This window comes from Labrenzia sp. CP4 (assembly GCF_001579905.1).
Taxonomy (GTDB): Bacteria; Pseudomonadota; Alphaproteobacteria; order Rhizobiales; family Stappiaceae; genus Roseibium; species Roseibium algicola.
This window is the reverse complement of record NZ_CP011927.1, coordinates 1,864,703-1,891,195: the sequence shown is the minus strand read 5'-3', so window position 1 is coordinate 1,891,195 and position 26,493 is coordinate 1,864,703. Positions and strand designations below refer to the sequence as shown.

The following is a 26,493-nucleotide window of genomic DNA, read 5'->3' as shown; positions in this document are numbered from 1 at the left end:
TTCTGACCGGCATGGGGCTCGTCGATATGTCTTTCAATTGGCGGGCTCAAGGTAACGGGTATTCACCCATCCGGACACCGCGCCCGAACGGATTTCACACCAGCTTCCCTCACAGCTTTCGGAAAGTTCCACATTACAGGTTCCCGCCGCAAGAGCGCCGGTAACGGCATGCCGTGTTCCGGGGCCCTGCCGTACATTCAGAACATCGTCCTGCGCAATGCTGACGCACATCAACCGGCCGTCAGCGGCACCGGAAGACCGGAACATGGCAGGTGGTGCTGCGGATGCGGTGCATGTCCCGCCGATATTCACACCACGCGCGCACAAGGGTTTGACCTTCATCTCCAGAAGCTCCCATTCGCCCGTCGCCGTGTGAATAACAGTGCCCCTGTAATGCTCACCGGAAAGGCTGTCATCAAGATATCCCGTCATGACGATATCGACACTGTAGCCGTTGTCGGCCTTGCGCACCTTCAGGTCGAGCGCTGCATTGCCTTCGTCACTCTCCGGATGGCCTTGCAAAAACGGCATCAGCACATCCATGAAATTGGCGGCGACCGCTGTGCCGGGAGCAACACGGATCTCGCGAAAACCATCATCCTGCGCCTGGACCGAGCCCGTGATTAGCATGCTGGCAACGGGTATCGCGGCAAGCGAGGTGGCTGAAAGTCTGAAACAGGGGCGCATGGCACAATCCTTTTACGGGTCACTTGCAGCAGTAACGCATGGCGGCTGACTGCCGGCCATGGGGCCGATCCCCCATTCCGGCCAGAACATGCATTCTCCGGTCAAAGTTCCCGCGATGGATCAATCATGCCTTCCTTCAGCGCCTTGGCCATCAGCTGCGGCACCGAATGCACGTTCAGCTTCTGCATCAGGCTGGTGCGGTGCTTGTCGACGGTCTTGACGCTGATGCCAAGTCCTTCGGCAATTTCCTTATTGGACCGCCCGGCGAGGATCAGGTTCAGCGTCTGCCGCTCCCGGTCAGTCAGAACCGGCGGCGCAGGTGTCTCTTCCAGGATCTTCAGAAACACGTCCGAAATATGCCGCTGTCCGCGCAGGATACCCGGCAGTTTCTGGTAGAACTCGGCATTGTCCGACGCCTTCGAGAACAGGCCATCGACCCCGGCCTCGATGAGATCCGATATCAGCCCGACAGCGGAAATGCCTGTCAGCACGACCACCCTCGTTTCCTTCGACCAGCGCCTTGCCTCGATCAGCACTTCCACGCCGCCTGCCATCGGCATGGAGACATCCAGCAACAGGAGGTCTGGCCGCTGCTTGCGCACTTCGGCTATCGCGCTGAGGCCGTCGCCGGCTTCCGCCAGCACGTTGATCCCCTCCGGTTCGATCAGGCCCGGTTTTTCCAGAGCGTCGCGCAAGCCCGAGCGAACGATTGCGTGATCGTCAGCAATGATGGCACTATATCTTTGATCTTCCACGGCTCTCGATCCAGCAGCTGCAGTCCTTCTATCTGACATGCCTTTGGGGAAATGACCAGAATTCTGCACCTGTGGGCCCTTCTGTTTTTCAGCCTTCTCGTGACCGGCATCGCCCGGGCAGAAACTGTGCGCCTCGAGCCCGGCCAGGGGATTGGCGACCTGAAGCCGCATCTGGTCTATGAGAGCGATCCGTCAGCGTCTCTTGCCGACATTCTGAACCGGTTCCGCTCCGGCAAATTCTCCCCTACCCTCAAGGCCTCTCTTCTGGAAACCAACTATGCGCCGGAAGCCTGGGCCGCTGTCGAGATCGTCAACGCAACACTGAACGATGGCCGTGCGCCGGATCCTTTCGTGCTGACAATCGACCTGCCGCTGGTCAGCGAACTGGATGCCTATGTCATCCGCGAAAGCGGCTTTACCGAAAGCCTGATCAGCTATTCGATTTTCGAACCCTTCGCACCGGAAGACCATTCGGTCACGAGGTTGCGCACGCCCGTCTTCGACATCGCGCCGCAAGAGCGGGTCACCCTCCTGGTCAATTTCAAGTTCGGGCCTTTCCAGTCCTTCAAGATGGCGCTGGAAACACCGGTGGAGCTTGAAGCCTCAGCCTTTGCGTCCGGCATCACCCATACGGCGTTCTACGCCTTCACGATCTCCTGCCTGATTTTCTTCTTCGGCTTTCATCTGGCCATGAAAAACTGGATCGGCATGCTCTACGCCGTCCAGTTCGGGCTCGGGCTTGCTTTCATCGCTTATATTGACGGCCTCTGGTTCCGGTTCTTCTTTCCCGACAGACCTGAACTCCAGTCTCCGACAGGCTTCTTCCTGCTGTTCTCCCTATCCGGCCTCGGCTTCGTGATTTCCGGCCGCTCTGTCGCCACCGCGGGCCGCGAGACAAGACTTTCCATCGGCCTGACAGCCCTTTCCGCTCTATCGATCGCCGGTTTCGGGTTGTCTTTCTTTTCGCCCGGCACCTATGTCGCGTTTTTCGGCTATCTGCTGCTGGCGCTGATGTTCATTTCCGTTTTCATGGCAGGCCGCAGCTGGCGACGCAGCGAAGGCGCGGCACATGTCAGCTCGGAACTGGTTTCAGCCTTTGGCACCGTGCTGGTCGTTGGGCTGATTGCCTTGATGGTCGTTGGCCTCGAGACTGAAATCCTGCCAGTTGCGAGCACGGTCAAGGGTATTTTCTCCTGCCTGCTGATTGCCACCATGACCGGTTTGACCGCCCATATCGTTGCCTTGCGCCACAAACACGCAAATGCCGTTCAGGCCGAAATCGCTGCCCTTGAAGCGGAAGCAAAGCGCAGTCGGGAGCTGCTCGTGGCCGAGCGCAATTACACGCGTGCCCGCGATCTGGCCAGCCTGCGTCAGCGGCAATTGGCGACTGCTTCCCATGATCTGAAACAGCCGATCACTTCACTGAGGCTCAGCTTCGACCATCTTGCCGACCATATGGAACCGCCGGTTCGCCAACGTCTTGCAGAGGCATTCGACTACATGGAGGCCCTGTCGAATTCCTACCTGGCGGAAACGGCACCGCGGAACGATGGCACAGAGACAGCCGAAAACTCAGATCCAACCGGCGAAGAAGACCACGCCCAGAACGACATCACCATCACCCTCGCAGAACCGGTGGAAATCGAGAGCTACGAACTTTCGCTTGTTCTCGACACGGTCCAGCAGATGTTTGGCGAGGAAGCGATCTCAAAAGGCCTGAAGCTGCGACGGGTTACATCAACCCGCAAGACAGCTGTACCGCCCATGGTCCTGATGCGCATCGCCAGCAATCTGGTCTCCAACGCGGTCAAATACACCGAAAAAGGCAAGGTCCTGATTGGCGTCCGTAACCGTGGACAGGCCCTGGAGCTTTGTGTGCTCGATACGGGACCAGGCCTGACCGAGACCGAACAGCGAACCTTCCTGAAAGCTTACGAAAAAGGCAGCACGTCCAGCGGACATGGTCTCGGTCTTTCGGTCTGTCACGACCTTGCGCATGAACACGGCCTTGCGTTCACCTGCCAGTCTGCAAAAGGCAGGGGAACGCAATTCAGGCTGTCCTTGCCGGCCTCAAGCTGAGCAAAGCCAGCAGGGTCTCACGTCAGGCGGTCGCCCCGCGCGTGCCTGTTTCGTGGATTTCGATCAGGCTTGGTCCGGACAGGTCTGAAAACCGCTGAAGAGCGGCCCCGAGCTCCGACACGTCATCAAGACGCACGGACGGCAAACCATAGGCTTCGGCGATCTTGCCAAAATCGGGTGCTGATGGCGTGACGCCTTCCGGCTCAATCCCGCAATCCAGCATGTAGGTGCGGATTTCGCCATAACCGTCGTTATTCCAGACCAGGAAAATCACCCTGGCTCCGCAATCCCTGGCAGAGCCGATTTCGGCAAGCGAGAACTGCAGCCCGCCATCACCCACAAGGCAGATCACAGGCGTTTCAGGCTCGCCGATGCTGGCACCTATCGCGGCCGGAGGGCCATATCCAAGTGCGCCGAAACCTGTTGCCGCGTTGAACCAGCCGTGCGGCCGGCCTGCTTCAAAGGACAAGTTGCCGGAATAGATGGCCTGCGTGCTGTCGCCGACGATGATGCAGCCGGGCAACGTCTCGCGGATCGTCTCCAGAACGCCGATTTCCGCCTGCATCTTGGGGCTCAACCAGGTTGAAACCGCCTCTCGGCAAGTCTTGGCCCGTGCAGCACCGTCTGCCTCCGTACTGGGACCTTCAAGCAGCGGCAGAAGGTCGTCCAGCAACTGGTCGACACTGGAGAGGACCGGCAGCGCAGCCTCGGGACCCCGGGCAAGCTGGTCTGCATCGATGTCCACCCGCACCAGATCGGCAAGCTCCGGAAAGCCGCCATCGGCATACATGTCGTAATCCGTCTGTCCCATCTGCGTGCCGAGCGCAATCACCAGATCGGAGGCTGCAAGCAGGTCGCGGACGGCGGCAAGGCTCGGGCTGGCAGGAACGGAGAGTGGATGTCCCGCAAACATGCCCCGCGCGTTGACCGTCGTGATCAGCGGCGCATCAATTCGCTCCGCCAGCAAACGGATCTTGTCTGCGGCAGCAACGGAACCGCCGCCGCACAGGATCGCCGGGCGCTGGGCCTTGCGGCATTTCTCGGCAAGCTCCAGCACCTGTGCCTGAGCCGCCCGCGGGCCGCGGGCCTTTGAGGGGCGCAGGTCGCCAACGGCAATCTTTTCAACCATCACATCGGTTGGAATTTCGATATGGACCGGCCCCGGACGCCGCGACTGCAGGATCGCGAAGGCACGGTCCATGACAGCCGGAAGGTCCGAGGGCTCCAGCAACGTGTGTGTCATCAGCGCAAGCGGTGCCATCATGGCGCGCTGGTCCGGCAGCTCGTGCAGCTTGCCCCTGCCATGGCCAAGGCTTGCACGTGCATTGACCCCCGAGATCACCAGCATCGGCACGGAATCCTGATAGGCCTGCGCCATCGCGGTGATCGTATTGGTCAGGCCCGGGCCGGTGATCACCAGTGCGACACCGGGTTTCCCGGTTACGCGGGCGTATCCGTCCGCCATGAACCCGGCACCCTGCTCGTGGCGCGGGGTGATGTGGCGTATTTCGGACGCAGCCAGCCCCCGATAAAGCTCGACCGTGTGCACGCCGGGAATGCCGAAGACGGCTTCCACGCCATTGGCCTCAAGAATATCGATCAGGGCCTCACCGACCGTTTTGGTCACTACGCCCATTTACGGTTCTCCTCGTCCTTGCCGAGACTGTCCGCAAAGGCCGCGATGCGGTCTGTTGCTTCGGAAAGCGTTTCATCGGCCACCGTCAACGACAACCGGATGAAATTTGTCGCCTGATCGCCGAAGGAGGCCCCAGGCATGACCGCGACCTGCTTTTCCTCCAGCAGCCTTTCGGCAAAGGTGGCACCATCCAGTCCCGTTGCACTGACATCCACCAGCAGGAACATGCCGGCTTCCGGCATCATGGGCTTCAGGGCACCGTGTCCGGACAGATGCCCGATGATGAGCTTCGCCCGACGCAGATAACTCTCCCGCATGCGCTCGGCGGTGTCGAAATCCCCGGCAATCGCCATGGCTGTCATGTCCGCGATAAACGGCTGTCCGCCGAAAAGCATGGTTTCGGACACCGCCAGCAACCGCGTGCAGAATTCTTCCGGACCGATTGCCCAGCCGGACCGGAAGCCGGGGGCAGCGTGAGACTTGGAGATAGAGGACACCACGATGGTCCGGTCCGCCAGCGCCGGCTGGTCGAAGGGGGAAGCGAAACTTCCCTCAAAGATCAGCTTTTCATACACCTCGTCGCAGACGATCCAGAGGTCGTGCTTGATGCAGACCTCACCGATGGCGGCAATTTCCTCAGCCGTCAGCGTTGCCCCGGTCGGATTGTGCGGCGTATTGAGCAGGAGCACCCGGCTGTCCGGAGTGACTGCCTTTTCAAGATCTTCCGCCTGAAGGTGGAAACCTTTTTCAGGGCGGAGCGGCACCGGCACCATGTGCGCACCGGTCGCGGCAATAACGCCTTCGTAGGTGGCATAGAGCGGATCACCTGCCAGAACGGCGTCGCCGGCCTCCACAAGGCCCAGCATCACCGCAAAAAGGGCAGTCTGTGTACCCGGGAAACACAGGACGTTCTGCTCGTTCACGTCAGGCCGGCGCTTGCGATATTTTTCCGTCAATGCAGCAACGATACCCGGCTCGCCCCGGCCGTTGGAATAACGGATACGGCCGGCCCTCATCGCCCGGTTGGCTTCCTCGAACAAGGCTTCGTCGGGCAGTATGTCCGGCTCGCCGATCGTCAGCTCGATAACGGGAACGCCCGCAGCCGCCATTTCGCGCGCCTTGATGTGGACAGTCCATTTTCCCGAACCCAGGTGGGCAAGGCGGTCGGTGATCGACGCATAACGCATAGTCGGTCTCTCAGTTTGAGTGTGGTTTGGCGGCAAGGCTTATTCCGCCAAGCAATGCCTCGACGGACCGGATGGCAACGCCCGGAAGGGGCGTTTCGGAAAAGAGGTGACCCACCAGCGTGCCTTCGATCCACAGACCGTCGATCACGCCGTTGATCGCAATTGCCAGCTCCCGGCACCGCTTTGCATCGGGTGGCTCACCCGATTCGGCCAGCACCTCGGCGACAAGGGTTTCCAGCACGGACCGAAACGCGAGATAGCTCTCAAGGTGGATTTCGGCAAAGGCCGGATCGACGCGCACATGACTGATGAAAGCAGCCCAGAGCGACAACGTCCGTGGGTTGGCAACCGGCGGCGTCAGGTTGGCCACGATGAAATCGTGCAGGCGTGCCCTGGGGCTCTGCTGATCACCATCGGCAGCTGCCGCCACAGTGGATGTCATTCCGGTCATGACTTCCCGATAGGCATCCTGCAGCATCTGGTCCTTGCTGGAAAAATAATGGCGGATCAGGCCGGGCGTGACACCGGCGCGTGCCGCGATTTCACGAACGGTTGCACCGCGCAGACCAAATTCGGAAATGCAATCCAGCGTCGCCCGGATAAGATCCTGACGCCGCTCGGCCTCACTTGCGCGATGGAACGGACGACGGCTCATGACAGGCTCCGGACCGGCAGAAACCCGCGCACCGCCGGGTTCGCAGGCGAAGTCAGGCACCATGCTGCAGCCATCGCTTTCGCCTCCCGCGCCATTCTTGTGTCCTCCGCCATGATCTCCGGTCGCCTGACGCACCGGCATCGATTTTTTCGTTATTATACGGTTGAATAATTACGAGACAAGTGCAAAGCTGACAACACTTACCGGGCGGAGAGCTGACGCCGCACCGGCAAAAAAGACGAGGTCAGCGGGGAACAGAAACAACAGTGCACCGGCTCAGGCCGGGCAATGGCGGTAGGATGGAACCAGCGGCGCCAGCCATCGAGGTATGCGACCTCTTTAAACGTTTCGGAGCTCTTGAGGTGCTAAAGGGTGTCTCGCTCACGGCCCGGCAGGGCGACGTGATTGCGATCATAGGCGGATCGGGCTCCGGCAAATCAACCTTTCTGCGCTGCATCAACATGCTTGAGATGCCCAGCGCCGGGTCGGTCACCATCCATGGTGAGACAATCGACCTGAAAAACGACGGCCACCATGGCCTGCGCCCTGCCAACCGCAGGCAGATCGAGCGCATTCGCAGCCAGCTTGCGATGGTTTTCCAGAGCTTCAATCTGTGGCAGCACATGACAGTGCTTCAAAATGTGATTGAAGTGCCTATCCACGTTCTGGGCATGAAACGCGACGAGGCCGTCGGCATCGCCGAAACCTTGCTGCGCCGTGTCGGACTGCACGAGAAGCAGGATGCCTATCCGGCCTTCCTGTCCGGTGGTCAGCAGCAGCGTGCAGCCATCGCCCGCGCCCTTGCCGTCCAGCCGCTCGCCATGTTGTTCGACGAGCCGACATCCGCTCTCGATCCGGAACTGGTCGGAGAGGTCCTGAGCGTCATCGGCGATCTGGCCCGTGAACAGCGGACAATGATCCTGGTTACCCACGAGATGAAATTCGCACGGGAAGTCGCCAGTCACGTCATCTTTCTGCACAACGGCATCATTGAGGAACAGGGCCCGCCGGACCAGGTGTTCGGTGACCCGAAATCGGAGCGGCTGAAGAAATTCATCAGCTCGATCAACTAGACCCTCCCGCAGACGTTTCGCGGGGAGGTCCTGCCGGAAGGTCCGGCATGAGAAGTCTAAAAAACAGGGGAACAGCATGAAACATATTCTGAAGACAGCATTCGCAGCCGCCGCACTGGCCACCACCGCGTTCACCGGTGCCATGGCTGAGGAAGTAAAGGTCGGCGTCGCAGCCGAGCCCTACCCGCCGTTCACCTCTCCCGATTCCAGCGGCAAGTGGATCGGTTGGGAAATCGAATTCATGGACGCGATCTGCGCGGAAGCCAAACTCGACTGCGTCGTCACGCCAGTTGCCTGGGACGGCATCATCCCGGCCCTGACATCCGGCAAGATCGACATGATCATCGGCTCCATGTCCATCACCGAAGAGCGCCTGAAGACCATCGATTTCTCCGACAAGTACTACAACACTCCGACCGGCATCATCGGTGCCAAGGGTGACGATTTCGACGCGACTCCGGAAGGCCTGTCCGGCAAGATCATCGGCGTTCAGGTTTCGACCATTCATGCCGACTATGCCGAAAAGTATTTCGGCGAAGGCGCTGCCGAGATCAAGCAATACCAGACCCAGGATGAAGCCAACCAGGATCTCGCCGCAGGCCGCCTCGACGCCGTCCAGGCGGACGCCATCGCGCTCGACGCCTTCCTGAAGTCCGATGCGGGCGCCTGCTGCGAACTGAAGGGCAACGTCCAGGACGATCCGGCGATCCTCGGTGCCGGCGTTGGCGTCGGCCTGCGCAAGGGCGACACGGAACTGAAGGACAAGGTCAACGCCGCGATCAAGGCGATCCGCGAGAACGGGACCTATGAAACGTTCTCCAAGAACTGGTTCGACTTCGACATCTACGGCGGCTAAGCGGCCGGATCACCCTTAGGAAACCGTCCCGCGCCCTCGGGCGCGGGCGGACACTTTCAAAGCAAGGTTGACCGCTGCCGATGGCTGCCCCTTCCGGATTTCTCAATCTCGATCTGCTCGCCCTGTCGCCACCGGGCTGGGGCGGAGTTCTACTCGCCGGCTTCGCAGCCTCGCTGCAGCTCGCCGTCGGCGGTTTTGGCCTGGGTCTGCTGATCGGTATCGGCGGCGCCTTCGGAAAGCTTTACGGCGGCCCGATCCTGCGCGACCTGCTTGAGGTCTACACCACCGTCATCCGAGCCGTTCCCGAGCTTGTCCTCATCCTGTTGCTTTATTACGCCGGAACAGACGCGGTGAATTCGCTGCTGATGCTGGTCGGTCTGCCAAGGGTCGACATCAGCGGCCTAGCCGCCGGCATCTTCGTCATCGGCGTCGTCCAGGGCGCTTACTCGACCGAAGTCCTGCGTGGTGCCATCAAGGCAGTACCGCCCGGACAGATAGAGGCAGCCCGTGCCTACGGCATGTCGCCCTTCAAGACACTGCGCCGCATCACATTGCCGGCCATGCTGCCCTATGCCATTCCGGGTCTTTCAAATCTCTGGCTCATCGCCACCAAGGATACTGCCCTTCTGGCCGTGGTCGGCTTCTCGGAACTGACGCTTGTGACCCGCCAGGCAGCCGGCAGCACCAAGGCCTACATGCTGTTCTATTGCGCCGCAGGCGTGATGTATCTCACGCTGACGCTGGTCTCGAACCGCGTCATCGCCCATATCGAAAAACGCGCAAGGCGCGGCATTGCGGGGCCTGTGTGAGATGAGCGAAACCAAGATCACAATGCCCGCCTATGTTCCGCCGCCGCCACGCCGACTGCTGGAACCGCACAGGATCTTCCTGCTTGCCGTCTTCGCAGGCATCGTCTTCTGCGCGATCTGGTTCCTGCGGTGGGACTGGTTGCCGAAATACCAATGGAAGCTGCTCCACGGCATCTGGGAAACACTGTTTCTGCTGTTTTCGACGGCTGCCGTCGGCTTTCTCCTTGCCATAGGCCTGGGCCTTGTCCAGGTCACCGGACCAAGACCGCTCGCCTGGCTGGCCCGTGGTTTCTGCACATTGATCCGCGGCACACCGCTGCTTCTGCAACTCTGGTTGCTCTACTATGGCCTCGGCTCGGTGTTCGCGCAGTATCCGGAAATCCGGCAGTCGATGTTCTGGCCCTATCTGCGCCAGGCCTGGCCGTATGGCTTCACGGCCTTGATGCTGTCATTTGCCGCCTATGAGGGGGAAGTGATGCGCGGAGCGTTTGCGGGTGTGCCAAGGGGCGAACTGGAAGCCGCGCGTGCCTTTGGCATGGGCCGCTTCACCATGTTCCGCCGCATCTGGCTACCGCGCGCCATCTACCGTGCCTTGCCAACTTTGAGCGGCGAAACCGTGCTGCAGCTGAAATCGACACCGCTTGTCGCGACCATTACGGTGGTCGATGTCTATGCGATCATTTCAAGAGTTCGGCAGGATACATATCTCACATATGAGCCTCTGCTGCTGCTTGCACTGATCTATATGTGTCTCACCGGGATTCTGGTATTGCTGTTCCGCTTCCTGGAAAACCGTATCCCCAGCCGTGGTGCGTAAATGACCGTTCAGTCGTCCAACTTCCTTCCCGAAATCGTCGCCACAAGGCGCCATCTGCATACGATCCCCGAGATCGGCCTGTCGGAATTCAAGACCTCGGACTACGTCGCCAGTGAACTGGCTGCTATGGGCTACGAGGTTACGCGTGGCCTGGCAAAAACCGGCATTGTCGCAACCCTGCGCAATGGCACGTCTTCGAAAAGCATCGGCATTCGTGCGGATTTCGACGCCCTGCCGATCCTGGAGGAAACCGGGGCGGACTATGCCAGCACCCATCCCGGTGTCATGCACGCCTGCGGCCATGACGGCCACACGGCCATGCTGCTCGGCGCCGCGAAAATCCTCTCGGAACGCAAGCAGTTCGACGGAACGGTGCACCTGATCTTCCAGCCAGCGGAAGAAAACTTCGGCGGCGCAAGGCTGATGATGGACGACGGGCTGTTCGAGCGGTTCCCGTGCGATGCCGTATTCGGCCTTCACAATGACCCGAGCATGCCCTTCGGACAATTTGCCTTCCGGGACGGCCCGATGATGGCAGCTGCCGACGAGTGCAAGATTACCGTTGTCGGCCACGGAGGCCATGGCGCAGAACCGCAGGCAGCATCCGACCCGATCGTATGCGGCGCCAGCATCATCATGGCGCTACAGACTATCGCCGCGCGCAACATCCACCCGCTGCAGTCCGCCGTGATCACGGTCGGTGCCTTCAACAGCGGTATCGCCAGCAACGTGATCCCCGAGCGGGCGGAAATGAGCCTGACGGTTCGAGCTTTGGAACCGGATGTGCGCGACGAGCTGGAACGGCGTATCCGCATGATCGCCGAAGGACAGGCAGCCAGCTACGGCATGCGGGCCGAGGTCGATTATGAGCGCGGTTATCCGCCGATGATCAACCACACGGCCGAGACCGGCTACCTGCGTGACCTTGCCAGGCGCTTTGCCGGCGAGGAAAAAGTCACAGACCTCACCCGTCCCTTCATGGGCAGCGAGGACTTTGCCTATTTCCTGGAAGAACGGCCTGGCTGTTACTTCATGCTCGGCACTGCCAGAACCGATCGCGACCCGCCCCTGCATCACCCCAAGTACGACTTCAATGACGACATCCTGCCTATCGGCACGAGTTTTTGGGTGGAGCTGGCGGAAGATTTCCTGTCGAGCAAGTAACGCACGGGAACTCACCACAATTTGAACCAGCCTGCAAACGGAGCGTCTGGTGAAATTTCACCGGCCATACGCCTTCATATTGCAACTGGACGACGTTTCCCGAAATAGTGGGCAGGCCACCTGGCCTGCCCTATCCTGTTGTTTTGCGGCAGGAAACCCCTTCTCGGCCGGAGCATTTCGCTTCACCCGCGAAATTCAATCGCACACACGTCGGGTCACCACCGCTTCAAAGCTCTCACAGCAGACCATTGGAAGGGAAGCCCGATCGCCGGGCAGGCGGTGGCGCGAATTTTTGCTTCACTAAACCTCTGCACTTGATAGGATGTAGTGTGGCGCCGACAATGCAAATTTTATCAATTATCTGATGAAAGTGTCATAGAACGCTAAGTCAGTTTTAAAAATTCGGTGAAGTATGGCAGAGATTACCAAGCGTAAAATGCTCGGTTTCCTATCATTTATTGCGTCAATTTTGGTGGCCTGGCTAACAGGCGCGACAAGTTCGGCCAAGGCCAGCACCCAGGTCCTGAACGATCCTGTCAAGAATACGTCCTGGCAGCTTTCGAACGCACAGCAGATTTTTTCAAGGAGCACGATGCTGCCCTTTGATGAGTCATTTGACCCGTCAGCCGCAGGCAGCAAGCTGGAAAATCCAAACGGCAAGCCGATCACCATCGCCGCTTACGAAAGCGAATCCCCAAGCGTCAAGGCAGGCTCCGGCAAGGAAGCGGTCAGACCGTTTTTCTTCATTCCGAAAGGCGATGGAGAACCGACAACCGTGGCCCGGGAACGAGCCATTCTCGAGCGGTTCCTGAACAACCGTGTTCGGGTCAACAACGCCTGTGAACGCTGCAAGCAGAAGGTATTGCGCGGTATCGAACCCGTTCGATGCATTACCGAAGTCCTGCAGGATCTGGAAAATCGGCTGGCGCGCGAAGCGGAAAACGGAAGCGCCGTTGCACAGTCTGCCCTGCCGATTGTTCGCGAAATGGTCGTCAAAGTCGAGCAGGCCGAAAGTGGCGAAGCAGCTCTTGAAGCGGTTCGCGAAGGCATCAGCAAGGTTCAGCGCATTCAGATCGTCCGGTCCCAGGACACTGTCATCACGAACCTGCAGCAGCAACAGCGAGCTGTCCTGACCGAGACCATCGCGGCGGTCGAAGTCAATCTGGCGTCCATGATTTCAATTTGAGCGGAATGCGGTTCCAAACCATGAAATTGCATTTGGTCCGGCAACTTCTCGAGAAGGTCCTGCTTCTGTCAGGTCTGATACTCGTTGTCTCGGTTTCCTTACCTGAAACCTCACGAGCCCAGCAGCTTGTACCCGACACGCGTATGGCGCTGATCGTCGGCAATTCCAACTACAATGGCGAGAAACTCCCCAATGCACGCAATGATGCGGAGAGTATCGCTGCAACCCTGCAGACCCTTCGCTTCGACGTCACCTTGATCCTGGATGCAACGCAGGAGGACTTCTTGAAGAAGGCCGAAGAGTTCTCCCAGGCAACCATTCGGCGCAACGCGAACGTCGTGCTGGTCTATTACGCCGGGCATGGCGTGCAACTGGCGGGCAAGAACTATCTCATTCCGGTTGATTCACGGATCAGTGACATCGATACGCTTGTCAGCGACAGCATCCATTTCGATGAGCTTCTCAAGCTTGTCGGGCGCAGCAGCGCCTTCAAGATGGTCTTCCTGGACGCCTGCCAGAACAACCCGTTTCAGGATCGCATCAAGAGCCTGGAAGTGGGCCTGGCACCACCGCCGGATGTCAGCGGATTTCTGATCGGCTACGCCACACAACCGGGCAAGGTTGCCTATGATGGCGCGGGTGACAACAGTCCCTACGCGACGGCGCTCCTGTCCTACATGCACTCCTCCGGCCGGGAGGTCCTGTCCGTGCTGGCGGACGTGAACCAGAACGTACGCAAGGAAACCGGTGGCGCCCAGGTGCCTTACGTGCAGTTCTCGGTCAAACCCGATTTCTATTTCAAGCCAGGCCCGGAGTCGGACGGCGACCTTGAAGCGGGCCTGTGGAAGCTGTCGGTGCAGCAGGAAGATCCAAGGCTGATCCAGCTGTACCTGCAGCGCTATCCGGAAGGCAGGTTTGTTGATGAAGCGCAAACGATCCTCGAAAGAGCGCTGAAGGACACGAACGGCGTCCTGCCGACGCCATCGGTCGGCCTCGCAAGTCTGGAAGAGGAAATCTGGTCCAACGCCCTTGCCTCCCGTAACCGGGCCCTGCTGCAATATTACATCGAGCGATTTCCGGACGGGCAGTATCTGGAGCAGGCCAAAACGCTTGTTACCCAGATGATGCCCGACAATCCGAACAATCTGACGCAATCCGAACTGTGCAGGCGGTTCGCCACACACCCGAACGATTCAACCGTCATCTACCGGGGCGTCTCTCTCAACCTTCTGGCAAAGAACTCCGGGGCGGCCATTCATTCCTGCGAGCAGGCCGTCAAGGACTATCAGGATGTGCCGCACTACAAGGCCCTGCTTGCGCGGGCGCGGGCAGCCGCCGGCGATACCAAGATTGCCGTCGATCTCTATCAGCAGGCAGCAGCTGCAGGCGACACAAGGGCGCTCGTCAGCCTTGGCCTCCTCTACGAACTCGGCCAGGGGCTGCCCAAGGACCTGTTGAAAGCCCGCGAATTGTTCGAACGCGCCTATGCCAACGGCAGCGCCGACGGGGCCATCAATCTTGCAGTTTCCCTCTATAACGGCACAGGTGGCGCGCGCGACGTTCCGCGTGCAATTACCCTTCTGGAATATGCCTCATCGGAAGGCGCCGCCAGAGCGACCTACAATCTGGGCGTCTTTGCCAAGGAAGGCATTTACAAGACCCCCGAAGACGCAGTGGCCTATTTCGAACTGGCCGCGCAGCAGGGATACGCGGAAGGCGCCCTTGCCGCCGCGGCGATTTACGACGAAGGATTCCACACCGACAAATCACCACAAAAGGCATCGGAACTGTTGTTGTCCGCATTGACGGTGGACAGCGGCGAAACACTTGCGAAGATTTCCTCCGACGCCCGCAGCTGGTCGCGCGATACCATCCTTGAGATCCAGACCAGATTGCAGTCTGCCGGATACTACGAGGGCACGCTGGATGGTGTTCCGGGCCCTCTGTTCAACCGCGGACTGGAGTCCTGGCGGCTCTATGGTGGCTCCCCATCGTGATTTCCGGCAAGATCGATTGATGGATTTCCTGGGGGGCCGACCGGCACATGGAATTTGACGTCCTTTACCTGGCCGACCTGCGCTTTCCCGGCGGGACGTCCACATCGCTCAAATATGATCTTCGCGCCTGCAAGCAAGCCGGGCTGAGAGCCGGTATCATACCGCTGTGTTCCCCCTTTTTTTCCCGAAACCGGACCTTGAACGCATCCGTGCTCGCCGAGATCAGGGCTACCGGCACCGTCATTGTTCCGCAGAACGAAAGACCGCGGTCCAGGGTCGCGCTTTTGTATCACCCGACCTTGCTGGACAAACGGGTGCAATGCCGCACCCGTTTCGATGCGGATGCCTGCTACCTTGTCGTGCACCAGACGATACGAAACCGGGACGGACAACGTGCCTTTCCGGCAGATCACTGGTCGACGCTCATCTCCGACTGGTATGGCCACTCGCTCAAACTCCTGCCGGTGAGCGAGATCGTGCGCGAAGACCTTGTGATGAACGGCCTGTCCCATGCCGTTGACCAGGGCAACTGGGCCAATCTGATCGATCTGGCCGACTATCCGGAGAAACAATCCCGGGAACCGAAATCCCCTCTGGTCATCGGCCGCCACAGTCGCCCCAGCGCCGACAAATGGCCGTCTCTATCGGTTGCCACGACCTGCTATCCGCAATCCACAGACTTTGCCTTCCGCATGATGGGCGTGCCGCAGAGCTTCGTGGACCAGTTCGAGGACCTGCCGTCCAACTGGCAGGTTCTGCCGTTCTCGAAGGGACCGATTTCCGGATTTCTTCAAGGGCTCGACATCTACAGCTATTTCCATTCCAAAGCGCTGATCGAGGCGTTCGGATATTGTGTGCTCGAAGCCCTTGCCACCGGACTGCCCTGCGTCGTTCCGCGCTATATGGAAACCAGTTTTTCCGATGCCTGCCTTTATGCCGAGCCGGACGAAGCACCACTGGTCTATGAGCAGCTTCGAACGGATCCTAAGCTCTATGAAACAACCTCCCGAAAGGCACGCACATTTGTGGAGGAGCGGTTTGGCCTGGACCAGTTCACCGCGAAATTCAAAAAAATTGCCGACCCCTCCGTCGCCACCCTGCCCGCCCCGAAAACACGCAGACCTGCCCCTGCCCCGTTCGTGCTCACGATCACTTCCAACGGCGTCGGCCTCGGGCATCTCTCCCGGCAGCTTGCCATCGCCAGGGCGATCGGCCCGCGTGCGAATGTCGTTTTCTTCTCGCTTTCAGAAGCAATCGAATTTGCAAGATCCATGGGATACCTCGCCGAATTCCGGCCTTTCCGGCAGAGACTGGACTTGGATTTCAAAGCCTGGAACAGCTATTTCTTTCAGGAAATGCGCGAGGCGCTCAGCCACTACCAGCCTTGCCTCACACTGTTTGACGGCAACTTGCCGTACGCAGGTTTCGTGGACGCGGTTGAAAGCTACGGCCGCGCCACCAGCGTCTGGATCCGGCGCGGACTCTGGCGCACGCCCCAGCCCAACAGCATCTCCCGGGAAGGCTTTTTCGACGCGATCATCGAACCCGGGGAACTCTGCGCGCCTCTGGACGAAGGCTATTCACGCCCCAACCCCAACAGCGTCACCCTGGTCGACCCGGTGTTGATGACGCCAAGAGATCAGCTCTTTGACAGAACCACCGCAAGACGGGCGCTGAACCTGCCGGACGACGCGATCCTTTGTCTCGTGCAACTTGGCTCGGAAGCAAATTTCGACATGTCCCTTCCCCGGGCACGTCTGCTGGAGTTTCTGGACAGGCATCCGCAGGTGATCGCGGTCGACGTCAGGTCCCCGCTTCATTTCGAGGAGCACGCGGATTTCCATGAGCGCCTAGTGATGCGGAAGGTCTATCCGCTCGGGCAGTATCTGAAAGCCTTCGACTTTGCCGTCTGCGCGGCCGGATACAATACCTTTCACGAAAACATTGCCGCCGCGCTGCCGTCGATCTTCATTCCGAACAGCAACCCGATCATGGATGTGCAAGAAGCCCGCGCGGAATATGGCGCGCGCGCAGGGTGGAACCTCACCTCACCTGCCGAGGATCCATACGCAATCGGAGACCATCTTGTGCAGATGCTCGATCCCGATTTCCGCCAATCGCTGGCTCGGTCGTGCCTCAGAAAGTCCGGCTGGTGGAACGGTGCGCAGCAGACTGCACATCTGTTGCAGGCGGTCGCTCAGCTTCCCGCAAATCCCCTGGAGGAGCGTTGAACCGTGTCTTTCAAACGCAGCCTTCGCAAGATCGGACTACGGGTTGCCCTCGGCAGCATCCGGAAACTTGAAACCAACACCAAGCACAGCGCAGCCCTTTTGTCGGAACACCGCAGACAAGGAACAGTCGCGCTTGTCTGGGCGCTCGATGAGGCAGGCGATCACCTGTCCAGCGCGCTGAAAGACCAGTTGGAGAAGCTCGCGGAGTTCGAAACGATCGTCGTCGTGTGCCCGCCCAGGTACTTCTCCGCACTCAGAAGCAGAGGCCTCTTTTTCGAAACCCTGCCGATGTCTTCGGATCTTCCCCGATGTGGTGCCTCGGCCAACTGTGACCTCTATCTCGAACGCCGGATAGCCCGCATCCGGGAGAGCTGGTCGCCGGATTTCGAGTTCACCATCGGTACGTCGCCGGAAGGCTATGTTCAATCGCTGCCGAGCGGGGATCAGACATAACCATCCGCTGAAAAGACGGCGGGCTCGGCAAAGGCATAATCGAGCAAGGAAGCTTGATGAAGAGCGTCCCGCATATGCTCGCCGTTGCCAATCGACCGGAAAGGATCGGCCTCCCGTTCCTGCTTGAAATCCGGGATCAGGCTGAAATCGAAGGCGGACAGCTCGCAGATGCCTTCATACTTCCGCTGCAGGCTGTAAAAGGCGGTCCGGGCCAGTTGGTTGAGATCAGCGCCATAGGAAAGATGGCGAACGTCCAGCCCCGCAGTCAGCGCCCTTTCCGACAGGAACTGAAACCAGTCGTCAGTGGAACGGGCGTCTTCCAGGAACCCTTCCATCGTTATTTCCGGTTTCAGGGACGTGGTATCGACCCACTTCCAGGCCCCGAGCCGCCGCGCCTTTACGAGAGAGACATATCTGGCAAACCTCTGCCTTGTGAGAAAGGTGCAGGAGCAGTCAAACCGGAACAAAATGTCTTCGATCGGCCTGCCGGCCAATTGCTTCGGCAGGATCGAATAGCACAGATAGTCATGCCCAAGGCGGTCGCAAACCCTGGCGAGGGCACTCAGCATGAAGACCGGATCGTCCCTGAAAAAGTTGGCCAGCGCTCTCGCCTTGTCCAGGTCGACTTCAATGCCGCTTTCTTCTTCCAGCATTGCGATGAAGTCCGGCGTCTGGGCTTCAAGACCAAACGGGAACGACGGGTTGAACAGCTCGCCAAGAACGACAGCCTTTTCAAGTCCGTTCCGCATCATGGTCTGGTGCAGATGCGTGCCGCTTCTTCCCGATGAAAGCAGGATGATATGATGCACCATGGACTTCAGCCTTGCCGAACCTGATCAGGCGTTGCGCCTGAGAACGCCGGCCCGGAAACGTCCCTGTTCCGTGGGGCAAATTCCAGATCAGCCAATTCGACGTCCTGCGCGTTCAGAACCGGGTCTTCGAGGATCAACTGCAACGCTTCATGATCAGAATGGCGAGGGTCCGCAACGTCGACCGCAGGACCTCCACCTTCCTCCCGAACCTGTTGATCGCGAACCCGTTGGAACAAAACACCTGTTGCCCCGACCCCGCGCGCAAGACGGACAAAGTCCGGCATCTCTGTGTAGTTTTCCTGCCGGACGACAAACTCCATTTGGAAGATGTCTAGCGCTTTCAGCCTGCGCAAATGGCCGAGAAATGACAGATTGGGCATGAGCTGAAGCAACTGCCTGCCTGGCCGCAGTTCATTATAGGTTTCCGGTGTCGCAGCATCGACGGACACATGAACGCCGCCGACATGCCCCCAAAGATCGAGCCGGTTCCAGACAGCTTCCGTCAGCAGCAGGCCATTGGTGTGGAGGTCCAGCGCCTTTCTCGGCTCTATCTCCGCGCAATAGGTCTTCAGAAAGTTCAGGAAATGCCTGCTTGCAAAAGGTTCGCCTTCACGGCCGATGGTTATTCGGTCGGCTTTGGACAGAAAGCGCGCGTACGGTTCGTTGAAAATCCAGTCGAGCCGGTCGGCATCGTATTTTTTCAGTTGAACCGGTTTTGTCCCTCGCGAAGGACAGGCCGTGTTGCTGCTCAAGTCGTGACCGAGGCCGGCGCACGCTGGAGGCTTGTCCAGCCGGGTCCTGCCAGTCTTGATGATCTCCCGATAGTAAGCCACCGCAGGAGACGGGTCTTTTTCCGACAGGATCTCCTCGCGCGCCGGAAGATCGCGCCCTGTGATACGCGGGCATTTCAAATGGCAGCAATGCGAGAAGTCACCCGCAAGGATCGACCGTCGTATGTCCTGGGCCTTGGGCGAGTTCCAGGCGGTTTCAGGATCGTCAGACAGACTGCCGATTGCAGCCGGTTGCCAGGTTGCGGGACAGAAGTGAATGTCCTGGTTCGGCTGGGTTTCGATCCGCTCGAACGGATTGGAACAGAAGCGCTGGCTCAGCCAGGTGTCGTCAGGCCTATCCATGCAGTTTGCCCGGAAAGGTCTTGAACGCGCTCCCGCGTGCGAACGGTGCTTTCATTGACAATTCAGACAGCATCCGCCTTCTCAACCTCCTTGAAGGCGACGGCAACCCGGTCCTTGTCTATCCCCTTGAACGCAAGATACCTGTCCGAAAGCTGAAGCTTCTCCACCTTCTGCAACCGCTGCCGGTCGTCTCCGGCATAGTCGTGACGCATCACTGCGCCGGGCTGATACAGGAACTGCTTCGCATCCGTCTCGCCCAGCATCCGGCAACAAAGATCCATGCCTTCGTGCCCTGCCAGAAGCGGATCAAATCCGCCGTATTTTTCGAAGGCTGACGCCTGCCAGGCGGAAAACCCCTCCGTTGTCGGCGGTGCCGGTTTCAGACTGTCACCGAGATTGTAGTGGTTGCCCGTCAATCCGGCACCGGACTTCGGCGCAATGCGTCCGCGCACAGCCATGGCCCCGCGCTCGATACAGGTGCCGGCAAGCAGATCAAGATCTGCCGCGTCCGTCGATGCATCATCGTCCAGAAACAGAAGGCAGCACCCCCGCGCGACATAGGCACCGACGTTTCGCGCCGCCGAACAGCCGATATTTTCCGGCAAGCCGAATATCCGCGCCTTGTCCGCATACGGGCTTGATGCCCCCTCGGCGGCTCCTGGCCCATTGCCGACGAAAATCAATTCAACGTCCGGACGGCGGATGAACTCTTCGATACCTCGGCCAATCTCGCAGGCCTCAAGGCCGCTCCGATGGGAAACGACAATCACCGAAACCTTCGTGCCATATATGTTTTGAAGGTTTTCCGTCAGGACGAAGCGATGAATATTCGCGTAAGTCTCCTGCAGGCAGGCGGAAACGGCTTGCTGCGCCTTTGCAAATTCGCCGTTCTCGAAATGCCCCGTTGCCTGCGTGTAGGAAGCCAAACTCACGTTCCCGTTCATGCCCGATCATGAAGCCCGTCGAGTGTGTACACATCCGTTCATCGTTGCAGCACGTGGCTGACTTGATCGACGATGTGGCCCACGTGGGGCTCCCTCAGGCCGTCCGAATAAAGCTAAGCGCCTAACATGGCCTCGTCCAGCATCGCGGGGCATCTTTCGTTCCCGTCAGCCATTTCTGACGGGATCGACAAGACCGCATAAACCCATGCCTGCCTCCTTGGAACCTTGCCCTGAGTTTCGCAGCAAAAGTGTGGTCCTGCAGGCGCTCACCGAAGGAGCCGGTGTAGTCGGCAGTGATTTTGAGGTTGTCAGTCACGCTGAAATTCAGCCCCGCATCGACAAGCGCCACATCCTGGTCCAGCGCCGCGCCGGTGATCGTGAACGGCGAGCTGCCGGTCCTCCCCAATGTCGCAACAGCGCCAGGCAGACGCCGGCGATTGAGCAATTCCGGCACTGCACGTCAACAGAAGAAGACCAGCTTTCTTTGGCCCGCAAATCGAATAAGAGAAAAGAAAAATGGTGGGCCCGGAGGGCCTAGCCAAACTGAAGAAAATCAATAGCTTAGCAGAAGGTGGGACAAAACACCTACCTGAAGGATTTCAATGGCTTACAATGGCCGTTGTCCCACCTTTTTGCTGCTTTGCCTCACTCGAAATTGCTTTCCAGGCAGGTCTCTGGAGGCACGCATGAGCGAGCGCCGTCCATTCCGGGAAGTGAAGCTTCAGTGGCTGAGACTGCTGAGCTGTGATGCCAATATCAACGACAATGCCAAGTGCGTCGCACTATATATCGTGACCGCACATGTGAACGGCCACACCGAGAAGGCGTGGCCGTCCTACAAGACCATTGCCGAAGCAACCGGCAAGAGTATCAAGTCCATCCAACGCGCCATCCGAGATCTGGAAATCGGTGAATGGCTTTGCGTTCAACGCGGGAATGGCGTCGGGCACAATACGGAGTATTGCCCTACCGACGCCTCGATCTTAAAGGCCTGCGAGCTTCGAGAAAAGACGGACAAATCTGTCCCCCTTACATCTTCCGAAGGCAGACAAATCTGTCCCGGAAGGCGGTCAGATGTGTCTGGCGAAGGTGGTCAAATCTGTCCACCAAACTTAGAGAAAGAAAAAAATAAAAAACCTAACGCGCGCGAGCCGCACGCGAAGGCCGTCATACGCCGCTCCATTCCCGTCGTCGTCCTGCCAACGGCTCAGACCCGGCAGGTCGATGAGTGGAACGCCTGGCTCGCCGAAAAGACCCTGCCGGACCTGGCGCGGTTCAAACTCGCAACCAGCGTCAACGGATCATCCGGATATCAACTTCCAGGCAGATGGCCACCGGAAGATGGCTCAGACAAGGAGCAGGATTGCCTTTCCTATTTTCTGAACAGACTGCCGGCAATCGCGCACCAATCGGTTTCACACTCAGCGTACCTCGACGCGGCATGACTTTGGCAGATCCAACAAGCGCAAGGCGCCATTTCGTTGGGGCACAAAACCTCGCAAGGGTCGCAAGTTTCTGCAACTTGGCGCAGGCAGGCGGGAACTCGAATTGCTCAGCCATCTTCTTTTTGGTGAATTGTTGAAAAATGCACTTAAAAGTAGCAGTTCGTTTTCATAAGTCCGGAATACTCATGTTAAAAATCATCACAAGGATTGCAGCTATTGAACTAGTCCGTTCCGTCGCTCTGATCGCCGCAGCAGCCTCGGCATTCTGCCTGGTTATGCTCTCTTTCAACATACTGTCGTTGCCGTACTCGATCTTAGTTGGCGACATCCCTCTTCAGGACTGGCAGGTTTTTGTCCTGGCGCTTGGACTAGCGCTTCTGCCGGCAGTCTTTGTTGCCAAAGTACCGTCAGTCGGTGCAGGCGCTTTCGATATCACCTTCGCTACAAGGCGCCCTTCTCAAAGGGAAATGGACCTGATCAGCAAAGTTGAGGCAGTCCTGCAGGAAAGATCGTCTGTCTCCGAGATCAAATTTCCCAGGATCGTTTGGCGAGTACAGGATTGCGGTGAACTCAATGCCTTTGCCTACGCCCATAATCGGATCTGCTTTACGAAGGGGCTGCTGCTGAAATACGGAGACACACCATCTGGCATCGAGCGCCTTGCCGGAATAGCCGCTCACGAAATTGGACACCTGTGTAATTGGGATACCCGGATCCTGATGTTCCTCCATTATCTCAATCTGCCGGTCAACCTTGGTATTGGTTTGGCAAACGGCACGCTCAACCGAATTCCTTTCATCGGGTTCCTCTTCACCGCCATCACGGCGATTTTGCGCATTCCGGCCAACGCTGCCCAAATGCTCAACAGCTCGGTATCCAGGCTAACCGAATACGAAGCCGACCGCTTTGCGGCCCGGCTTATGGATGGCGTTGGGATTTCTGAGATCCTGGATGACTTCTCGGAATTGGGCGAAAGAAAGAACGACACATTCAGTACGTGGCTAATGCGTTCCCACCCTCCGGCGGAACTTCGCCATGAAGAGGTCTCAAAACGGGTGTCCTGAAGATGCGCAACCAGTCAGCTCTCACGTGACGCGGCTACAGCCCGAAGGACCAAAGCCCCATCAGGCTCATGTCTGGATGAGCATGGTGGAGAGCGATGGAAAGCGGCTGAGTAGGATCAAAACCACCGCGACCGCCAGCAGGAATGGCCAGAGTGCGCGCAGGATACGACCCGGTGAGGTGCCACTCATCGTCGATGCAATATATAGGCCCACACCAACAGGAGGCGTCAGCAGCCCGAGGACGAGGTTCAGGCAGATCACGACACCGAACTGGTAAGGGCTGATCTCATAGTTGTTCATCGCAATGGGCAGCAGGATCGGGGTAATCAGAATAACCGCGGCGATGCCGTCGATCACCATGCCAACGCCTAGCAGGACCACGTTGACGATCAATAGGAACACAAACGGATCGGCAGTGAGCGAAGTAATAAGGCTGGCAAGTTTCTGCGGCAGTGCTTCGTAGATAATCACCCAACCGAACACGTTGGCGGCGGCGATCATGAAAATGATCATCGAGGCACTGACCGCGGTACGCCTGAACATTGCAAAGAGAGTGGACGGCTTCAATTCGCGGTAGACGAGCCAGCCGACCAAAAACGCAATGAGTGAGGCAATGGCCGCGGATTCCGTAGGTGTCGCAATGCCGAAAAGAATGCCGCCAATAATCGCAAGCGGAATGAAGGCTGCCGGCAGACAAAAGAGCAGAGCGGATACGGCCTCGCGGCCCGTGTACCAGGCTCCTCTTGGAAAGCCACGCAGGAAACCGACTGCCGCGATAACCAACGCGAAGGAAACCGCCAGCATCAGTCCCGGCACGACACCTGCCAGAAACATGTCGCCGATGGGGATCTGTGCCAGAACGCCGAAGATTACGAACATCATCGACGGCGGAATGACGGGGGCAAGCAGACCGCCTGCCGCCGTGGTGGCTGCGGCAAAACCCTTGTCGTAGCCCTCTTTTTCCATTTCCGGCGTCATGGCGCGCGCCATCACCGCGATCTGTGCAGTGGCCGAACCGATGATCGCTGCCATGAACATGTTGGCCAGCAGGTTGATATAGGCAAGCCCACCGCGAAAACCGCCGACAAAGATCCGGGCTGCATTGATCAGGCGCCGCGTCATACCGCCTTCGTTCATCATTTCGCCGGTTAGCATGAAAAGCGGGATGGCGAGAAGCCCGTAGTTCTCAATTCCTGAGAACATCTTCTGAGCGAAGCTGTCGTAAAGAATGGTGTTACCGGATTCCCAGATGTACCAGATCGCCGTCAGCGCAAGGACCAGGGCGACCGGAACCGCGAGTAGCAGATTGACGATGAAGATGAGCGGCGTCATTGCGCAGGTTCCGTTACAGCTCCAGGGCGGGAGAACAAATTGGCCAGGCCGTGGAGTGTCGCGCCGAAGGCAAACAGCCACATCACGCTCCAGACCCACACCTTGCCAATACCAAGGGTGGTCGTCGGTTCTGCATAGATGAAATTGAAGGTTTTTGCCTGAAAGGCCAGCACATCAAACCCTTGCTGCCCCAGCATATAAAGGCCGAACCAGCGCCAGCAGAACCAGAGCATGAAAAGCGCGAACACCAGAACGATGACATCGACAAGGATTGCCACGACCCGCCTGGCTCCGGCCGGTAAAGCGTCGGTCAGAACGGTGATGGCAACGGAATGGCCGAAATGGATCGCAGCCGAAGCGCCCAGGAAGGTCATCCATGCCATCGCGTAGATCGCCAGCTCATCGACCCAGTACAGGGCCGAGCCGAGGCTGCGGGTAACAACATTGAGAAGGATGAGCAGCGTCACGGAAACGGCCAGACATGCAGCAAGGGCAATTTCAATCCGCGCCCAGACCGACGAGATACGCATCAACATGAAGCCCTCCAATAAGAAACCGCGGCACGGGATCTCGCGCGCCACGGTTTCCTGTTCGAACAGGTCAGTTCGCCGTTTCCGCAGAAACGGTACGCAGGTCATTCAGTGCAGAGGATTTTTCGACCCAGATTGCATTCCACTGGTCCACCGCATCGCCGAAAAACTCCGGACCAACCTTGGTGTAGGTCTTGCCGGTACCAGCGATCTGGTCCAGCCACCCTTGTTCCTTGCCGATGTAACTGTCGATGGTGCTGTCCACGTGCTGCGACATGAGCTGCCCGATCAGCGCCCGGTCATCTTCCGGCAGACCTGCCCAGACCTTGGCCGAAACAAGACCGACCATCGGGAACATCATGTGATCCGATTGCACGATTGTGTCGGCATTCTCGTAGTATTTCAGGACCCAGATCAGTTCCGCGTCCATATCGATCGCGTCCACCTGACCATTGGCGAGCGCATCATAGACCGAAGGCAGCGGCATGGGCGTCGGCGCCGAGCCCAAGGCATTGTAGAAATCGAGTATCGGTTCGAACGGTGTGATCCGGAGTTTTAGCCCAGCAAGATCGGCCGCGGAGGTCACTTTGCCCCGACTGACAATCTGGCGCAGACCGGCCATGCCGTAACCGGTCCCGACCACGCCAACGGTGGCGGGAAGCTGGTCAAGCAGACTCCTTGCCGTATCCGATCGCAGGATGCGCCCGGCATGAGCCACGTCGTTTGCCAGATAAGGCGCATAGAATGCCCCTAGGTCCGGCGCGCGATTGGAGACTTCGGCCACGGTCATAAAGGCCATGTCGAGAGCACCGGTCTGCAACTGCTGCAGCATCTCCGCCTCGTTTCCAAGCTGACGGGCTGGAAAGACCGTCAGACTGTGGGTTCCGCCGCTTTTCTCCGCCAGTTCCGCGCCGAAGGCTTCAGCGGCCTTGGTCCAGATATGCGGCGGCGGTGTTATCAGGCCGATGCGGAAGTCTTTTGCAGTGGCGGGCATAACAAAGGCCGACGCAATCGCGGCACCTGCAAGCATCTTGGCGATAAGTTTCATGTTTTCCTCCCTTTACACTGAGAACGCTCAGAGCTGCACCCAGCCCTCGGGCGGTTCCTTACCCGGATGCACCGTTCCGCAGTTCGGGCACGTGCGTGCTTCCTCGGACGCATAAAAACTCTCGTAAACCGGAGGCAGGTCTCTCACGATCGATTCCAGCTGCATCTCTGCGCGATGCACGCGCGTTCCGCAGTCGAAGCAATACCATTCGATGGCGTCGAGCTCTCCGGTTTGGCGTTTGGGCTCGACCACGAGGCCAATCGAGCCTTCCTGTGGCCTTTGCGGTGAATGGCGAACGTGCGGTGGCAACAGGAAGATCTCGCCTTCGCGGATCGGCACATCGTAGAATTCCTTGCCATCGTAGATCTTCAGCACCATGTCGCCTTCGAGCTGATAGAAGAACTCTTCCACTGGATCGTCGTGATAGTCAGTGCGCTTGTTGGGTCCGCCGACGACGGTCACCATCAGGTCTGCATTTTCCCAGATCTGCTGGTTTCCAACTGGCGGTTTCAGCAGATGGCGATGCTCGTCGATCCATTGCTTGAAGTTGAATGCACTCAATCTGGACATAGCCACCTCTTGAATAAACCTCACCTCGGC

24 protein-coding genes are annotated in these 26,493 nt (G+C 58.7%); 12 read left to right on the top strand and 12 right to left on the bottom strand.

Translation table 11 applies throughout. From position 1 onward, the window contains the following. Positions 1-33: 33 nt before the first annotated feature. Both ACP90_RS08715 and ACP90_RS08710 read right to left on the bottom strand, forming a co-directional pair. A complete protein-coding gene (locus ACP90_RS08715) occupies positions 34-687 on the bottom strand; it encodes an SH3 domain-containing protein (RefSeq protein ID WP_082809705.1) in 654 nt (217 codons plus the stop codon). Between the two features lie 101 nt (positions 688-788). Continuing rightward, the gene (locus ACP90_RS08710; protein WP_062487990.1) at positions 789-1,442 is read right to left on the bottom strand and encodes a response regulator transcription factor; all 654 of its coding nucleotides are present in this window, start codon (positions 1,440-1,442) and stop codon (positions 789-791) included. 51 nt (positions 1,443-1,493) lie between these two features. On the opposite strand from ACP90_RS08710, the gene ACP90_RS08705 reads away from it, so the two are divergent. Then, positions 1,494-3,521 carry a sensor histidine kinase gene (locus ACP90_RS08705; RefSeq protein WP_062487988.1) on the top strand — a complete coding sequence of 676 codons (2,028 nt, stop codon included), beginning with the start codon at positions 1,494-1,496 and terminating at the stop codon, positions 3,519-3,521. A gap of 22 nt (positions 3,522-3,543) precedes the next feature. On the opposite strand, the gene ACP90_RS08700 is transcribed toward ACP90_RS08705, so the two are convergent. The 3 genes from ACP90_RS08700 to ACP90_RS08690 are packed head-to-tail and all read right to left on the bottom strand — an operon-like array spanning position 3,544 to position 6,999. Next, positions 3,544-5,157 (bottom strand): 5-guanidino-2-oxopentanoate decarboxylase, encoded by a 1,614-nt coding sequence (locus tag ACP90_RS08700; protein WP_062487986.1) that lies wholly within the window; start codon positions 5,155-5,157, stop codon positions 3,544-3,546. Continuing rightward, positions 5,148-6,344 (bottom strand): pyridoxal phosphate-dependent aminotransferase, encoded by a 1,197-nt coding sequence (locus ACP90_RS08695; protein WP_062487984.1) that lies wholly within the window; start codon positions 6,342-6,344, stop codon positions 5,148-5,150. Before ACP90_RS08695 ends, ACP90_RS08700 begins: the two co-directional genes overlap by 10 nt. 10 nt (positions 6,345-6,354) lie before the next feature. After that, complete coding sequence (locus tag ACP90_RS08690) at positions 6,355-6,999, bottom strand: TetR family transcriptional regulator C-terminal domain-containing protein (RefSeq protein ID WP_062491469.1); 645 nt, start codon at positions 6,997-6,999, stop codon at positions 6,355-6,357. A 299-nt stretch (positions 7,000-7,298) separates the two neighbouring features. Here ACP90_RS08690 and ACP90_RS08685 point away from each other — a divergent pair, with 299 nt between their 5' ends. The 9 genes from ACP90_RS08685 (at position 7,299) to ACP90_RS08645 (ending at position 17,585) form a co-directional block, all read left to right on the top strand. Next, positions 7,299-8,072, top strand: coding sequence for an ABC transporter ATP-binding protein (locus tag ACP90_RS08685; protein ID WP_062487982.1), 774 nt, complete (start codon positions 7,299-7,301; stop codon positions 8,070-8,072). Between the two features lie 76 nt (positions 8,073-8,148). Next, positions 8,149-8,928, top strand: a complete 780-nt coding sequence (locus ACP90_RS08680) for a transporter substrate-binding domain-containing protein (protein ID WP_023000375.1) — start codon at positions 8,149-8,151, stop codon at positions 8,926-8,928. An 80-nt stretch (positions 8,929-9,008) separates the two neighbouring features. Further along, positions 9,009-9,737, top strand: coding sequence for an ABC transporter permease (locus ACP90_RS08675; RefSeq protein ID WP_023000374.1), 729 nt, complete (start codon positions 9,009-9,011; stop codon positions 9,735-9,737). Position 9,738: 1 nt separating this feature from the next. Continuing rightward, entirely contained in the window at positions 9,739-10,554 is an 816-nt protein-coding gene (locus ACP90_RS08670) for an ABC transporter permease (RefSeq protein WP_062487980.1), read from the top strand. Continuing rightward, positions 10,555-11,718: a M20 aminoacylase family protein gene (locus ACP90_RS08665; RefSeq protein WP_062487978.1), complete on the top strand. Its 1,164-nt coding sequence runs from the start codon at positions 10,555-10,557 to the stop codon at positions 11,716-11,718. A gap of 592 nt (positions 11,719-12,310) precedes the next feature. After that, a complete protein-coding gene (locus ACP90_RS08660; protein ID WP_139314270.1) occupies positions 12,311-12,904 on the top strand; it encodes a hypothetical protein in 594 nt (197 codons plus the stop codon). Positions 12,905-12,924: 20 nt separating this feature from the next. After that, positions 12,925-14,901, top strand: coding sequence for a caspase family protein (locus ACP90_RS08655; RefSeq protein ID WP_158514168.1), 1,977 nt, complete (start codon positions 12,925-12,927; stop codon positions 14,899-14,901). A gap of 47 nt (positions 14,902-14,948) precedes the next feature. Further along, the gene (locus ACP90_RS08650; protein WP_062487972.1) at positions 14,949-17,132 is read left to right on the top strand and encodes a glycosyltransferase; all 2,184 of its coding nucleotides are present in this window, start codon (positions 14,949-14,951) and stop codon (positions 17,130-17,132) included. Positions 17,133-17,135: 3 nt separating this feature from the next. Further along, positions 17,136-17,585 (top strand): hypothetical protein, encoded by a 450-nt coding sequence (locus tag ACP90_RS08645; RefSeq protein WP_062487971.1) that lies wholly within the window; start codon positions 17,136-17,138, stop codon positions 17,583-17,585. On the opposite strand, the gene ACP90_RS08640 is transcribed toward ACP90_RS08645, so the two are convergent. The 3 genes from ACP90_RS08640 to ACP90_RS08630 form a co-directional block, all read right to left on the bottom strand. Continuing rightward, positions 17,576-18,397 carry a hypothetical protein gene (locus tag ACP90_RS08640; protein ID WP_062487969.1) on the bottom strand — a complete coding sequence of 274 codons (822 nt, stop codon included), beginning with the start codon at positions 18,395-18,397 and terminating at the stop codon, positions 17,576-17,578. The two genes, ACP90_RS08645 and ACP90_RS08640, sit on opposite strands and share 10 nt — an antisense overlap. Positions 18,398-18,402: 5 nt before the next feature. Then, positions 18,403-19,530, bottom strand: coding sequence for a hypothetical protein (locus tag ACP90_RS08635; protein ID WP_062487967.1), 1,128 nt, complete (start codon positions 19,528-19,530; stop codon positions 18,403-18,405). 62 nt (positions 19,531-19,592) lie between these two features. After that, positions 19,593-20,456 (bottom strand): glycosyltransferase, encoded by an 864-nt coding sequence (locus tag ACP90_RS08630; protein WP_158514167.1) that lies wholly within the window; start codon positions 20,454-20,456, stop codon positions 19,593-19,595. Between the two features lie 704 nt (positions 20,457-21,160). Here ACP90_RS08630 and ACP90_RS08620 point away from each other — a divergent pair. Then, the gene (locus ACP90_RS08620; protein ID WP_062487961.1) at positions 21,161-21,919 is read left to right on the top strand and encodes a helix-turn-helix domain-containing protein; all 759 of its coding nucleotides are present in this window, start codon (positions 21,161-21,163) and stop codon (positions 21,917-21,919) included. A gap of 185 nt (positions 21,920-22,104) precedes the next feature. Then, the gene (locus tag ACP90_RS08615) at positions 22,105-22,983 is read left to right on the top strand and encodes a M48 family metalloprotease (RefSeq protein ID WP_062487959.1); all 879 of its coding nucleotides are present in this window, start codon (positions 22,105-22,107) and stop codon (positions 22,981-22,983) included. A 66-nt stretch (positions 22,984-23,049) separates the two neighbouring features. Here the strand turns inward: ACP90_RS08615 and ACP90_RS08610 are convergent, their stop codons facing one another. The 4 genes from ACP90_RS08610 to ACP90_RS08595 form a co-directional block, all read right to left on the bottom strand. Next, the gene (locus ACP90_RS08610) at positions 23,050-24,315 is read right to left on the bottom strand and encodes a TRAP transporter large permease (RefSeq protein ID WP_062487957.1); all 1,266 of its coding nucleotides are present in this window, start codon (positions 24,313-24,315) and stop codon (positions 23,050-23,052) included. Continuing rightward, positions 24,312-24,851 carry a TRAP transporter small permease gene (locus ACP90_RS08605; RefSeq protein WP_062487955.1) on the bottom strand — a complete coding sequence of 180 codons (540 nt, stop codon included), beginning with the start codon at positions 24,849-24,851 and terminating at the stop codon, positions 24,312-24,314. The genes ACP90_RS08610 and ACP90_RS08605 overlap by 4 nt, the downstream gene beginning before the upstream one ends. A gap of 64 nt (positions 24,852-24,915) precedes the next feature. Then, positions 24,916-25,893, bottom strand: coding sequence for a TRAP transporter substrate-binding protein (locus ACP90_RS08600; protein ID WP_062487953.1), 978 nt, complete (start codon positions 25,891-25,893; stop codon positions 24,916-24,918). A 27-nt stretch (positions 25,894-25,920) separates the two neighbouring features. Then, complete coding sequence (locus tag ACP90_RS08595; RefSeq protein WP_062487951.1) at positions 25,921-26,463, bottom strand: 3-hydroxyanthranilate 3,4-dioxygenase; 543 nt, start codon at positions 26,461-26,463, stop codon at positions 25,921-25,923. Positions 26,464-26,493 lie beyond the last annotated feature (30 nt).

Excerpts from the sequence above, each read along its gene's own strand:
- ACP90_RS08715 (WP_082809705.1), bottom strand. The coding sequence starts at position 687 with ATGCGCCCCTGTTTCAGACTTTCAGCCACCTCGCTTGCCGCGATACCC.
- ACP90_RS08705 (WP_062487988.1), top strand. The coding sequence starts at position 1,494 with ATGACCAGAATTCTGCACCTGTGGGCCCTTCTGTTTTTCAGCCTTCTC.
- ACP90_RS08700 (WP_062487986.1), bottom strand. The coding sequence starts at position 5,157 with ATGGGCGTAGTGACCAAAACGGTCGGTGAGGCCCTGATCGATATTCTT.
- ACP90_RS08695 (WP_062487984.1), bottom strand. The coding sequence starts at position 6,344 with ATGCGTTATGCGTCGATCACCGACCGCCTTGCCCACCTGGGTTCGGGA.
- ACP90_RS08690 (WP_062491469.1), bottom strand. The coding sequence starts at position 6,999 with ATGAGCCGTCGTCCGTTCCATCGCGCAAGTGAGGCCGAGCGGCGTCAG.
- ACP90_RS08685 (WP_062487982.1), top strand. The coding sequence starts at position 7,299 with ATGGAACCAGCGGCGCCAGCCATCGAGGTATGCGACCTCTTTAAACGT.
- ACP90_RS08680 (WP_023000375.1), top strand. The coding sequence starts at position 8,149 with ATGAAACATATTCTGAAGACAGCATTCGCAGCCGCCGCACTGGCCACC.
- ACP90_RS08675 (WP_023000374.1), top strand. The coding sequence starts at position 9,009 with ATGGCTGCCCCTTCCGGATTTCTCAATCTCGATCTGCTCGCCCTGTCG.
- ACP90_RS08670 (WP_062487980.1), top strand. The coding sequence starts at position 9,739 with ATGAGCGAAACCAAGATCACAATGCCCGCCTATGTTCCGCCGCCGCCA.
- ACP90_RS08665 (WP_062487978.1), top strand. The coding sequence starts at position 10,555 with ATGACCGTTCAGTCGTCCAACTTCCTTCCCGAAATCGTCGCCACAAGG.
- ACP90_RS08660 (WP_139314270.1), top strand. The coding sequence starts at position 12,311 with ATGCTGCCCTTTGATGAGTCATTTGACCCGTCAGCCGCAGGCAGCAAG.
- ACP90_RS08655 (WP_158514168.1), top strand. The coding sequence starts at position 12,925 with ATGAAATTGCATTTGGTCCGGCAACTTCTCGAGAAGGTCCTGCTTCTG.
- ACP90_RS08650 (WP_062487972.1), top strand. The coding sequence starts at position 14,949 with ATGGAATTTGACGTCCTTTACCTGGCCGACCTGCGCTTTCCCGGCGGG.
- ACP90_RS08640 (WP_062487969.1), bottom strand. The coding sequence starts at position 18,397 with ATGGTGCATCATATCATCCTGCTTTCATCGGGAAGAAGCGGCACGCAT.
- ACP90_RS08635 (WP_062487967.1), bottom strand. The coding sequence starts at position 19,530 with ATGGATAGGCCTGACGACACCTGGCTGAGCCAGCGCTTCTGTTCCAAT.
- ACP90_RS08620 (WP_062487961.1), top strand. The coding sequence starts at position 21,161 with ATGAGCGAGCGCCGTCCATTCCGGGAAGTGAAGCTTCAGTGGCTGAGA.
- ACP90_RS08615 (WP_062487959.1), top strand. The coding sequence starts at position 22,105 with ATGTTAAAAATCATCACAAGGATTGCAGCTATTGAACTAGTCCGTTCC.
- ACP90_RS08610 (WP_062487957.1), bottom strand. The coding sequence starts at position 24,315 with ATGACGCCGCTCATCTTCATCGTCAATCTGCTACTCGCGGTTCCGGTC.
- ACP90_RS08605 (WP_062487955.1), bottom strand. The coding sequence starts at position 24,851 with ATGTTGATGCGTATCTCGTCGGTCTGGGCGCGGATTGAAATTGCCCTT.
- ACP90_RS08600 (WP_062487953.1), bottom strand. The coding sequence starts at position 25,893 with ATGAAACTTATCGCCAAGATGCTTGCAGGTGCCGCGATTGCGTCGGCC.
- ACP90_RS08595 (WP_062487951.1), bottom strand. The coding sequence starts at position 26,463 with ATGTCCAGATTGAGTGCATTCAACTTCAAGCAATGGATCGACGAGCAT.